Origin of the sequence: Lysinibacillus sphaericus (assembly GCF_002982115.1) — a bacterium.
GTDB lineage: Bacteria > Bacillota > Bacilli > Bacillales_A > Planococcaceae > Lysinibacillus > Lysinibacillus sphaericus.
Window position 1 is genome coordinate 3666047 of record NZ_CP019980.1, and the last position, 12394, is coordinate 3678440.

Genomic DNA, 12394 nt, shown 5'->3' on the forward strand with positions numbered 1-12394 from the left:
TTTAAAATACGAAGGCATATATTTGTCAGAAAATTGACAAATAGAAGGAGGAGTTTTATGTGATTAATTATATTTTGAAAAGGCTGATGTATATACTTCTCGCGCTTTTCGTCATCGTAACGGCTACGTTTTTCTTAATGCGTCTTGCTCCAGGTAGTCCTTTTGCAAGTGAACGTAATTTCCCTCCGCAAATCGAGGAAAAGTTAAACGAAACGTATGGATTAAATAACCCTTGGTATATTCAATATAAAGATTATTTAATCGATACGGCCTCATTTAATTTCGGTGAGTCTATGAAGTATAAAGCGCGTTCTACAAATGACATGATTAATGAGAGCTTCCCTGTTTCGTTAACTCTTGGGATTGAAGCTATGCTATTGGCGGTTGGATTCGGTGTATTAATAGGCGTAGTTTCAGCGCTTTATCATAATAAGTGGCCGGATTATTTGGCAACGTCCTTTGCGGTGCTCGGAATATCGGTACCATCGTTTATTTTGGCAGGTTTAATGCAGTATTTCTTAGCCTTTAAATTAGGCTGGTTCCCTGTTAGTGGATGGAAAGGTTTCGTCTATAGTATCTTACCTGCCCTTGCTATTGCGTTCTCACATATGGGCTTTATCGCTAAACTAACACGTTCTAGTATGCTTGAACAAAACAGCAGTGATTATGTAAAAATGGCTCGTGCGAAAGGGATTGGCAAATGGACAGTCGTTTTCCGCCATACTTTACGTAATGCCCTTCTACCAGTTATCACGTACCTTGGTCCATTAACAGCTGGTGTTGTAACAGGTAGTTTTATCGTTGAAAATATATTCGCAATCCCTGGTCTAGGTAAACACTTTGTACAAAGTATTACAAACCGTGATTACACAGTTATCATGGGAACGACAGTGTTCTATTCAATCATCCTTTTATTTGCGGTATTAATTGTCGATATTTTATATAGCTTTATTGATCCGCGAATTAAGTTGAAGGGAGCGAAAAAGTAATGACGCAACAACCGATTAACAAAGATATGTTTAAAATTGTCGGTGGAAATCATGAAGCAACTGATAAATTAGCTGATAAATCCGTTTCCTTCTGGAAGGAAGTATTTATTCGTTTTTCACATAACAAGATGGCGATTTTTGGTTTAGTCACTTTAATCATCATTATTTTAATGGCGATTTTTGCACCGATGCTTTCACAATATAAATACAGCGATCAACTTGGTGTTTTCAACTCTCCACCATCTGCAGAATTTTGGTTTGGGACAGATGATTTAGGTCGTGATATTTTCGTACGTATTTGGGCAGGTGCTCGTATTTCCTTATTTATCGGGATTACAGCGGCGGTTATTGACTTAATTATCGGCGTTCTTTGGGGAAGTATTTCAGGTTTAGCTGGTGGTCGCGTTGATAATATTATGATGCGTATTGCCGACGTATTAACTGCGGTTCCTTACCTATTAGTTGTAATCGTATTATTAGTTGTTTTACAACCAGGTCTATTCCCTATGATTATCGCCCTTTCGATTACAGGTTGGATTAACATGGCTCGTATCGTCCGTGGTGAAGTATTATCGATTAAAAATCAAGAATATGTACTTGCTGCACGTACTTTAGGTGCTAGCACAGGGCATTTAATTTTAAAACATTTAATTCCAAATGCGCTTGGTGCAATTTTAGTAACAATGACATTAACAATTCCATCTGCTATTTTCACGGAATCGTTCTTAAGTTACCTTGGACTTGGTGTCCCTGCTCCACACGCTTCATGGGGTACAATGGCATCTGACGGAAATAAAGCGATTGCTAACGCTCCGTGGCGCTTAATTTTCCCAGCAGTATTTATCTCGCTAACAATCTTTGCGTTTAATGCTATTGGTGATGGCTTACGAGATGCACTAGATCCAAAACTACGTAAATAAGGAGGTGGCCGAAATGAGTAAAACAATTTTAGAAGTAAAAGATTTAAAAATTAACTTTAAAACTTATGCTGGACTTGTCCATGCTGTTCGTGGTGTAAACTTCGATTTAAAAGAAGGTGAAACGCTAGCGATCGTTGGTGAATCTGGTTCTGGTAAGAGTGTTACGAGTAACGCCTTAATGAAATTAATTCCACAGCCACCTGGTATTTATGAGTCAGGACAAATTTTATTCAATGGCCGTGATTTAATTCCACTTAGTGAAAAAGAAATGTCAAAAGTGCGCGGAAATGAAATTGCTATGATTTTCCAAGATCCGATGACAAGTTTGAACCCAACGATGAAGGTCGGACGTCAAATTACTGAAGTAATTTTACAACATAAAAAAGTTTCAAAAGATGCGGCGAAAAAACGCGCGATTGAACTTTTAACGCAAGTAGGTATTCCATTCCCTGAAAAACGTTATAACCAATATCCACATGAATTTTCAGGCGGGATGCGCCAACGTGTTGTAATCGCTATTGCACTTGCGGCAGATCCGAAGTTGTTAATTGCCGATGAGCCTACAACAGCATTAGACGTAACTATTCAAGCACAAATTTTAGAATTAATGAAAGAAATCCAAAAGAATTCTAAAACATCTATCATTTTCATTACCCACGACCTTGGTGTTGTGGCTAACGTTGCTGACCGTGTAGCCGTTATGTACGCTGGTCAAATCGTTGAATACGGTACAGTAGATGATATTTTCTATAATCCAAAACATCCTTATACTTGGGGATTACTTGGTTCTATGCCTGATTTAGATAGTAATGAGGACGAGCTATTACGTACGATTCCAGGTTCACCACCGGATCTTACAAATCCTCCAAAAGGTGATGCGTTTGCTGCTCGTAATGAATTTGCAATGGCCATTGACTATGAGCAAGAGCCACCAATGTTCAAAGTAAGCGACACACACTATGCAAAAACTTGGTTGTTGCATCCTGACGCGCCAAAAATTCCACTTCCAGATGCGGTTGCTAAACGTATTGAAGGCTTTATTGCGAAGGAGGAAGAATTCAATGACTAAAACGGGTGCAAAAAAAATTCTTGAAGTTAAAAACGTAAAGCAATATTTCGGTTCACCAAGCAACCCTATTAAAGCTGTTGATGGTATTAGTTTTGATGTCTACGAAGGTGAAACACTTGGTCTTGTTGGTGAATCAGGCTGTGGTAAATCAACGACTGGTCGTTCAATCATTCGCCTCTATGATATTACAGGTGGCGAAATTATTTTCGACGGTGAAAACGTTCATGGTAAAAAATCTAAAAATGAATTAAAGAATTTTAATCGTCAAATGCAAATGATTTTCCAAGATCCATACGCATCGTTAAACCCGCGTATGACGGCTGGAGAAATCATTGGGGAAGCTTTCGATATTCACGGTTTGTATAAGGATAAGAAAGCACGTCGCGAAAAAATCAACCAATTGCTTGAAGCTGTTGGTTTAAACAAAGAGCACGCTAACCGTTATGCCCATGAATTCTCTGGTGGTCAACGTCAACGTATCGGTATCGCACGTGCGCTAAGCTTAGATCCTAAGTTTATCATTGCCGATGAACCTATCTCTGCACTTGACGTATCGATTCAAGCGCAAGTTGTAAACTTATTAAAACAACTACAAAAAGAACGTGGCTTAACGTATCTTTTCATTGCCCATGACCTTTCGATGGTTAAATATATCAGTGACCGTATCGCTGTTATGTACCGTGGTAAAATTATGGAAATTGGTAAAGCAGATGATATTTACAATCATCCTGTACACCCTTATACAAAATCATTATTATCAGCTATTCCGCTTCCAGACCCTATGTCAGAAAAGCGTCGTCAACGTATCCCTTATACACATACAGAAGTTGACGAAAGCGCCACATACCATGAAGTTGGCGAACAACATTATGTATATGGTACTGCTGACCTTGTGAAAACTTGGGTTGGCACTAAGTAATATATATGATCCATCCACTGCAATTATGCATTGGATGGATCATTTTTTTAGGATTATTCTCTTAAACATCTCTTTACGCTTATTTTATTGGCTCATCAGCTATCAATTCAAGATCTTGAATCTCTGTACCTGTTTCACGATCAATATTATAGCTTTTTATTCGTTTATTGACCGCAATAATTGAAGTACGGAAATACATAGGAACTACCATTGCCTTGTCAGCCATATATTCTTGCCATTTACGGAATGCTTGTGCACGATATGCTTGATCGAGCGCTTCTTCAGAGTCAATATCAGTTAACAACTTCGTTAAATCATCCGAAACGTAGCGACTAAAGTTAAATGCTGCGCCTTTTCCATACAATCCTACTGGTGATGGGTTCGAGCCAGTTTGCCACGCAGCCATATACATATCAATTTCCGGGTCATCTGCTTGTACTTTATCGTAGAAATTGTTGAATTCAATTAAACGGCCTGTCGTTAGTTGTACATCAAGCCCAACATCTTTCCAGTTTTGACGATAGTACTCGACAATCGCTTCATCCGTATCAGAGCCTGACATTGCTGCTAAACGAATGATAAACTTATTGCCCTCTTTATCTTCACGAATACCGTCACCATCTATATCTTTATAGCCTGCTGCATCTAGTAATTGTTTTGCTTTTTCAGGATCAAAATGATAGCCTTCCAGCATGTCATCATAGTAAGTTTTGAAAGCTGGCGGTATTAATGAATTCGCACGCACTCGCAAACCTTGATAAAATTTATCTGTTACACTTTCAATATCCATTGCATACGCAATTGCCTGACGTAATTGGATATCATTCATTTTTGCATTTTCATCATAAATGTTTTCGCCCTTTTCTTGATCGTATTTCCCTAATTTAAAACCAAGGTAACTGTATGACAACTCAGGGCGCCCTAATATAGAAATATTCGATAAATTTTTTATACTATCGTATTGTGTAGCAGGGAATGAAACAATGTCAAATTGCCCTGCCTTCACAGCTTCACCTACAGTTGAAGTTGAAACAACTTGAACAATCAGCTTATCAATTTTTGGCTTTCCTTTATAATAATGCTCATTGGCAACAAACTGCACAGACTCTCCATTGACGATATGGTCAAATTTAAATGGCCCAAGTGTAATTGGATTTTTGCGTACAGCATCAGACGATATTAAATCTTTTACTGCAATGGAGGCTAGTTGATGTTTTGGTGCCGCATAGCCCCATAAGCCATCCCCTCCTGAATAAATAGCGGGTGACACTTTTTTAAGTGCGATTTCAATCGATTTGTCATCTATTTTTTTAATACCTGCTATCGTATCTGCTTTGCCATCATGGTATTCTTCAGCTCCTATAATATTTCGAAAATCATCATCATAGCGCACACCTTCATAATCGGGATGGGCGATAATCTCATATGGATAAATTAAATCCTCTGCCGTTAATGGCGTACCATCCGACCATTTCACATCGCCTTGAATCGTGATTGTTACTTTTTTATTGTCAGTGTCTACTTCTAACTTGGCAATTCCCTCATCAGTTAATAAAAAATCACCATCGACTTCAAATAGACTATTTGAAGCATAACCTGTTATGGATGAATCCGTAGCATCCGCAGAAAGTTCAGCAAGGAAAATGCCCTTGAACGGCGAGTCCGATACAAGTCCTACATGTAGTGTCCCCCCTGCAATGGCTTCTCCCTCATTTGTTACTTCAGTTGGTAATAAACTTGTGTCTACTTTGTTGTCCTCTATTTGTGTTGGTTTATCATTGCTGCCTTTGGACTCGTTTGCCTGCTCTTTATTCGTGCTACTGCAAGCAGCTAATAACAACATGATTATGAATATCACGGATAACGTCAACGACTTTTTTGTCATCGTTATTCCTCCCCCTTACATTTTCACTTTGTAAAGTTGATTTATTATTTAGCTAAAAAGGCCCTATTTTAGTGGTGTTTCTGCTAGTAATTCAATATTTTGTTGCTCTGTCGTATTTCCATATTGAATAGTGTAGTGTTTAATGCGTTTATTGACCGGAATAATCTCAGTACGGAAATACATTGGAATAACCATTGCCTTATCATTCATATAAACTTGCCATGCACGGAAAGCTTGTGCACGATAATGTGCATCTAGTGCTGCTTCAGAATCAATATTATTTAATAGCTTTGTAAGGTCATCCGAAACATAGCGACTGTAGTTAAATGTGGCTCCTTTACTATAGAGCCCTGCTGGTGACGGGTTTGTCCCCGTACCCCATGCAGCCATATACATATCAATTTCAGGATCATCTGCTTGTACTTTATCGTAGAAGTTATTGAATTCGAGAAGACGCCCTGTCGTTAATTGCACATCTAAACCAACATCTCTCCAATTTTGACGATAATACTCCACAATCGCTTCATCCGTATCCGAACCGGCGATTGCTGCTAAACGAATGGCAAACTTATTGCCGTCTTTATCTTCGCGAATACCATCACCATCTGTATCTTTATAGCCTGCTGCATCTAATAGTTCTTTTGCCTTTTCAGGATTATAATAATAGCCCTCTAGCGTATCATCATAGTAAGATTTGAAAGCTGGTGGGATTAAGGAGTTCGCTCGCACACGTAACCCTTGATAAAATTTATCTGTTACCGTTTCAATATCCATGGCATAAGCAATCGCTTTACGTAAATCAGCATCATTCATTTTTGCCTTTTCATCATAAACATTCTCGCCTTTTTCTTGATCATAGTGTCCAAGCTTAAAGCCTAAATAGCTGTATGATAATTCAGGGCGCCCTAATATCGAAATATTCGTTAAATTTTTTATACTATCATATTGATTGGCTCTAAATTCTGATGTTAAATCGAATTTCCCCGTTTTCAGCGCTTCCCCTACCGATGTTGAAGGGACAACTTGTACAACTACTTTCTCAATCTTTGGCTTCCCTTTATAATAATGCTCATTGGCAACAAACTGTACGGACTCTCCATTGACAATATTGTCAAATTTAAATGGCCCAAGTGTAATTGGATTTTTGCGTACAGCATCAGAAGAAATTAAATCTTTTACCGCAATGGAGGCTAGTTGATGTTTTGGTGCCGCATAGCCCCATAAGCCATCGCCACCTGAATAAATAGCTGGTGACACTTTTTTAAGTGCAATTTCAATCGACTTATCATCTATTTTTTTAATGCCTGCTATCGTATTTGCTTTGCCATCATGGTACTCATCAGCCCCTATAATATTTTTAAAATCATCATCATAGCGCACGCCTTCATAATCTGGATGACCAATAATTTCATACGGATAGATTAAGTCATCTGCCGTTAATGGTGTGCCATCCGACCATTTTACATCGCCCTGTATTGTAATAAGCACCTTTTTATTGGCAGCATCGACATCTAATTTAGCTATTCCTTTATCGGTGATTAAAAAGTCTTCATCTAATACAAATAAGCTATTTGTTGCGTAAGCCATGATTTCTGCGTCATAAACATCAGAGTAATACTCCCATGAGAAAACGCCTTTGAACGGAGAATCTGTCACAAGCCCAACATGTAATGTGCCATCTTGCACAGCATCCCCTTCGTTCGTTACTTCAAATGGAAGTGTACTTGTATCTACTTTGTTATCTTCTGTTTGTGCTGGTTTATCATTGCCATCTTTTGCTTCGCTTGCTTGCTCTTTATCGGAGCTTTTACAGGCAGTTAATAGCAATAGGATTGTCAACGTCACGACAGTTATCAACCACTTTTTTGTCATTGTTATTACCTCCTATATCATCCCAATCTTTGTTTTGCATCAGCGGCACGACGAAGGGCTTGACCGATATAATTAATGCCAAGTATCAAGAGTAAAATTAATAACGATGCTGGTAACCATACCCACCATTTCTCGGCTAACACAAGTGGATTTCGAGCGTAGCTTACTAAAGTACCTAAACTTGGCGTAGAAGGTGGTAGCCCGAATCCTAAAAATGATAAGCCTGTTTCGATCCCAATATTGCCAGCAAGACTTAAAGTAAACTCTACAATTAATAACGAACTTAAATTAGGCAAGACGCCTTTAAACATAATTGCAAAATCACTTGTCCCCATTGTTTTAGAAGCGCTTACATAATCTCGTCGCCCTTCCGATAATGCTTTACTTCGAATTAACCGTGCAATGCCTATCCATTGAAATACACTAATAATCATCACGAGCTCAAAAACACCATATTCAGGGATAATGGACACAAGGACTATAAAAATCATAAATGTCGGCAATGTAATAATAAAATCAATGATGCGCATCATGACATTGTCTACAATACCGCTGTAATAGCCCATAATAATCCCTAGCGCAATCCCAATTATATTGGCAATAACGGTCACCCAAATGGCGATTAACAGTGAATTTTTAGCACCAATCACTAGTTGCCCAAGTACATCACGTCCTGCCTCATCTGCCCCTAAAATATAGCCATTCTCGCCTGGCTCTGTGTAGCGTTCAAACAGATTGATTTTTAACACGCTCTCTTGATCGAGCAGCCAAGCAGTAATAAAAATAGAAATGATGATTAGTGTAACGCCCACAAAAGAAAACATTGCAACTCTATCTTTCTTAAACTCTCGTAAAACAACTTGTAGACCTGTTGGCGGTGTGCTTTCCATCATTACTGTTTCATTGTTATGTTGTGTCATGTCCTTTCACCTCAACATTATGTTTAGTCGTTAGTCTATACGGATACGCGGATCGACAATGCTCATAATAATATCCGACAACAGACTACCTAATAATGCTAAGAAACCATACAGCATAATCAGTGCGGTAATGACACTATAGTCGCGACTCGTTATCGAACTAATAAACAATTCGCCCATACCTGGATAGCCGTAAATCGTTTCGATAAAAATGGAGCCGCCTAATAAACCTGTAATTGTAAACCCTAAAAACGCTGCAATTGGAAGTACTGAATTGCGGAAAATATGTCGCGTATAAATTCTTCTTATTGGAATACCTTTACTGCGAGCAGTTTTGACATAATCCTGTGTTTTCGCATCAATAATTTCTGAGCGTAAATATTGGATAATCCCTGTAGTACCTAAAATAGCTGCCGTCATCGCAGGTAAGAGCAAGTGATATATTTTATTCCAATAATAGGTTAGTGTTCCCGATTCTAGGCCAACATCAACGGTTCCACTCGTTGGAAACCACATTAAGCGATAACCAAAAACAAATAAAAACACGAGTGATAAGACAAATGTCGGAATCGCAAAGCTAATAAAGCTATATAAAATAATGGATTTGTCTAACAATGTATCTTGTTTACGTCCTGCAAGCATTCCAAGTGGTATGGCTAATAAATAAACCAGTATAACACTAAGTAAAGATAGCCAAAATGTATTGAGTGCACGCTCCCCAATCAATGTTGACACCGCAATTTTATATGTATAGCTTTGTCCAAAATCTCCTTGAAGAGCATTTGTAATCCAGCGATAATACTGTTCATACCAAGGGTCATAGAAGCCTGCTTGTATTCGTAATTCCTCAATTCTTGATGGGTCTGTTTCAGGTGTGATTAACCCTGTAAACGGATCACCAGGCATTTGCTTTGCCAATATAAAGACGATTAAACTCAAGATAAATAATTGTGGAATCATGACGAATACACGTCTAACAACGGTTTTCCACATGTTACAATCCCTCCTGCTCAATTTCGGACATCGCCACTTTATGTGTATCGGAAATAGATTTTAAAGGGTATACTTTGCCTTGCTTATCATAGTATTGATGATGGTCTTTTTGATATTTCTCTTCGACTTTTTGTCGTACTGCTTTGCGCTCCATTCTTGTTTCAGGCTCAATATGTGGAATTGCGGACAGTAAGCGATTTGTGTAAATATGCTGTGGATTGCTATAAATATCTTGACGGGTACCAGTTTCCACAAAGCGTCCCTTATACATAATGGCAATGTAATCGCACATATGTTTCACGACACCTAGGTCATGGGAGATAAATAAATAACTTAGCCCATATTCTTGCTGAATGTCTTTCATAAAGTTCAGCACTTGTGCTTGCACCGACAAATCGAGTGCCGACACAGGTTCATCTGCAATAATTAATTTCGGATTACAAGCAACCGCGCGCGCTATACCAAGTCGCTGCTTTTGCCCTCCAGAAAATTCATGAGGATACTTTAACAGCACATCCTCCGACATACCGACAATGGCTAGTAATTCTTTAATACGCCTGCGCTCCTCCTGATCACTAAGCTTCATAAAGTTACGTATCGGCTCTGCCAGTATATCGATTACGCGCTTTCTAGGGTTCATACTAGAATGAGCGTCTTGAAATATCATTTGAATATCACGACTATAGGCTGACCCTCGCTTGCGACGTCGATTGGTAACATTCTGTCCTTCATAAATAATTTGCCCCGTTGTTACCTTTTCAAGACCAATAATGGCTTTACCTGTAGTAGATTTCCCTGAACCTGACTCGCCAACTAAACCGTATGTTTTTCCTTTTTCAAATGCCATTGTAATGCCATCAACCGCATACACTTTATCTTTTATCGTATTGAAAAAGCCACCTCGAATCGGATAATGGACGTTTAAATCTTTAATTTGCATAAAGCTCATCCTGACACCCCCTCGCTTTCTCCTGCAAAATGAAAGTGTTGCCAGCATGTACAACGGACAAAATGCTCAGGTGCAATTTCATGTAATTGTGGATGACTTTCATGTGCGGATGCGTCAATCCATGGTATACGCGAGGAAAATCGACAACCTTCACGTGGCAAATTGACAAGTGAAGGCACCATGCCTTGTATTACCTCTAGGCGTTCATGTTCCTCATGAGTTTGTGGAATCGAGTTTAATAGGGACCGTGTATAGGGATGTTTGGCATTGTTAAAAAGCTCTTGAACAGGCGCCTCTTCAATCACTTGGCCGGCATACATCACAGCAACTCGATCTGCGACCTCTGCTACAACACCTAAGTCATGGGTAATTAAAATAACGCCAGCATGTGTCTCATCTTGTAACGCTTTTAACAGATCTAAAATTTGTGCTTGTATCGTTACGTCCAATGCTGTTGTCGGTTCATCAGCAATAATGATGGCAGGTTTGCTCGATAAAGCAATCGCAATCATCACGCGTTGACGCATACCACCTGATAATTGATGAGGAAATTGTCGGGCAACTCGTTTAGGATTCGCAATACCTACTTGCTCTAACAACTCTATTACACGTTCGTCCCGTTGTTGCTTCGTAAGTGTTGTATGATAAATAAGCCCTTCTGCAATTTGTTCGTGGATGCGCATTAATGGATTTAATGCCGAAAGAGGATCTTGAAAAATAAAGCCAATATCATTCCCCCGTAGTTGATTGAATTGCTCTTCACTTAACTGTGTTAAATTTTGTTGATTGTAAAGTATTTCTCCAGTCACTTTCGTATTCATTGCATTATGTAAGCCTACAATTGTTGTAGCTAACGTACTTTTCCCACAGCCCGACTCTCCAACTATAGCCAAAATCTCATTTTTTCTAAGCGAAAGCGAAACATCTTCTATTGCTGCATGATAAGTGTCTTTTAATCGAAAGCTCGTCGTTAAGTTTTTTATCGTCAACAAGTCATTTGTACACAAACAGTCTCCCTCCTACAATTATTTATCCACTTTCTCTATATTAGAATTGCAATTTATTTAAAATCCCCCTTTCACCACTCTTATTTTTTGTGAAAAATAATGTTTATCAAAATTACCTACCACAAGAAAAAACACACTTTTCTATAGATAGAATAATCAGATAATTAAATGTATTGCTATTTTATCTAGAAATAATACGTAAAATCAAGCTTATTTTGCAAATTACTATTATAAAATTAAGTAGTATCAGCCTAGTTTTCGCTAGAGGAAAATTAGTTTCCTAGTATCAAATTCAATAATTTGTTATCTTTAAAAAATAAATAAGCAAAGTTGTTAGTGTTATTTTAGAATAATTAATTGCGTATGAGTTTTTAACTGGTAGTTTTATTTAACTGAATATAGTTACTATCAATAAATTTTATAGATATATTTATCGTTATCTATTTTCCATAATAAATATTCCGCATTAACCACTTCTTATTACATCAATAAAATTAAAATACAACTCATTTAAATAAGTTATATTTTAATTTCACTTTCAGTTGGTGTTATTTAAGTTTGTAACTTTTTACAGAAAATTAGTTAGTTTTTACGCTTTATAAAATCCTTGCATGTACAATTTTGATACCCCCGTTTTCATGCCTTGAGCGGAGGAGTTCACCCTGCTTCGCGGGTATTCTCTCTTGCTCCGCGGGTATTTCTCCCTGCTTCGCGGGTATTACCCCTTGTTCCGCGGGTATTCCCCCTTGTTCCGCGGGTATTTCACCCTGCTCCGCGGTATTTCACCCTGCTTCGCGGGTATCTCCTTGCTCCGCGGGTATTTCACTCTGCTCCGCGGGTATCTCCTTCCTCCGCGGATATTCTCTCTTGT

Annotated in this window: 10 protein-coding genes; 4 read left to right on the forward strand and 6 right to left on the reverse strand. The window is 38.4% G+C overall.

Translation table 11 applies throughout. The features are described 5' to 3' along the window. Positions 1-59 precede the first annotated feature (59 nt). The 4 genes from LS41612_RS18150 to LS41612_RS18165 are packed head-to-tail and all read left to right on the forward strand — an operon-like array spanning position 60 to position 3897. Positions 60-989: an ABC transporter permease gene (locus LS41612_RS18150; protein WP_024362096.1), complete on the forward strand. Its 930-nt coding sequence runs from the start codon at positions 60-62 to the stop codon at positions 987-989. Beyond that, complete coding sequence (locus LS41612_RS18155) at positions 989-1909, forward strand: ABC transporter permease (RefSeq protein WP_024362097.1); 921 nt, start codon at positions 989-991, stop codon at positions 1907-1909. The genes LS41612_RS18150 and LS41612_RS18155 overlap by 1 nt, the downstream gene beginning before the upstream one ends. 13 nt (positions 1910-1922) lie before the next feature. Next, positions 1923-2978, forward strand: a complete 1056-nt coding sequence (locus LS41612_RS18160) for an ABC transporter ATP-binding protein (RefSeq protein ID WP_024362098.1) — start codon at positions 1923-1925, stop codon at positions 2976-2978. Next, positions 2971-3897, forward strand: a complete 927-nt coding sequence (locus LS41612_RS18165) for an ABC transporter ATP-binding protein (protein ID WP_024362099.1) — start codon at positions 2971-2973, stop codon at positions 3895-3897. Before LS41612_RS18160 ends, LS41612_RS18165 begins: the two co-directional genes overlap by 8 nt. Positions 3898-3976: 79 nt before the next feature. Here LS41612_RS18165 and LS41612_RS18170 read toward each other — a convergent pair whose 3' ends face one another. From LS41612_RS18170 to LS41612_RS18195, 6 genes are all read right to left on the reverse strand, one after another. Beyond that, positions 3977-5782: an oligopeptide ABC transporter substrate-binding protein gene (locus LS41612_RS18170; protein ID WP_024362100.1), complete on the reverse strand. Its 1806-nt coding sequence runs from the start codon at positions 5780-5782 to the stop codon at positions 3977-3979. 63 nt (positions 5783-5845) lie between these two features. After that, positions 5846-7654 (reverse strand): oligopeptide ABC transporter substrate-binding protein, encoded by a 1809-nt coding sequence (locus LS41612_RS18175; protein ID WP_024362101.1) that lies wholly within the window; start codon positions 7652-7654, stop codon positions 5846-5848. Positions 7655-7671: 17 nt separating this feature from the next. Further along, positions 7672-8574 (reverse strand): ABC transporter permease, encoded by a 903-nt coding sequence (locus LS41612_RS18180; RefSeq protein ID WP_024362102.1) that lies wholly within the window; start codon positions 8572-8574, stop codon positions 7672-7674. A 30-nt stretch (positions 8575-8604) separates the two neighbouring features. Beyond that, on the reverse strand, positions 8605-9567 hold the full coding sequence (opp4B, locus tag LS41612_RS18185) for an oligopeptide ABC transporter permease (protein WP_024362103.1): 963 nt from the start codon (positions 9565-9567) through the stop codon (positions 8605-8607). A gap of 1 nt (position 9568) precedes the next feature. Further along, positions 9569-10516 (reverse strand): ATP-binding cassette domain-containing protein, encoded by a 948-nt coding sequence (locus LS41612_RS18190; protein WP_024362104.1) that lies wholly within the window; start codon positions 10514-10516, stop codon positions 9569-9571. Continuing rightward, complete coding sequence (locus LS41612_RS18195) at positions 10513-11523, reverse strand: ABC transporter ATP-binding protein (RefSeq protein WP_024362105.1); 1011 nt, start codon at positions 11521-11523, stop codon at positions 10513-10515. The genes LS41612_RS18190 and LS41612_RS18195 overlap by 4 nt, the downstream gene beginning before the upstream one ends. Positions 11524-12394 lie beyond the last annotated feature (871 nt).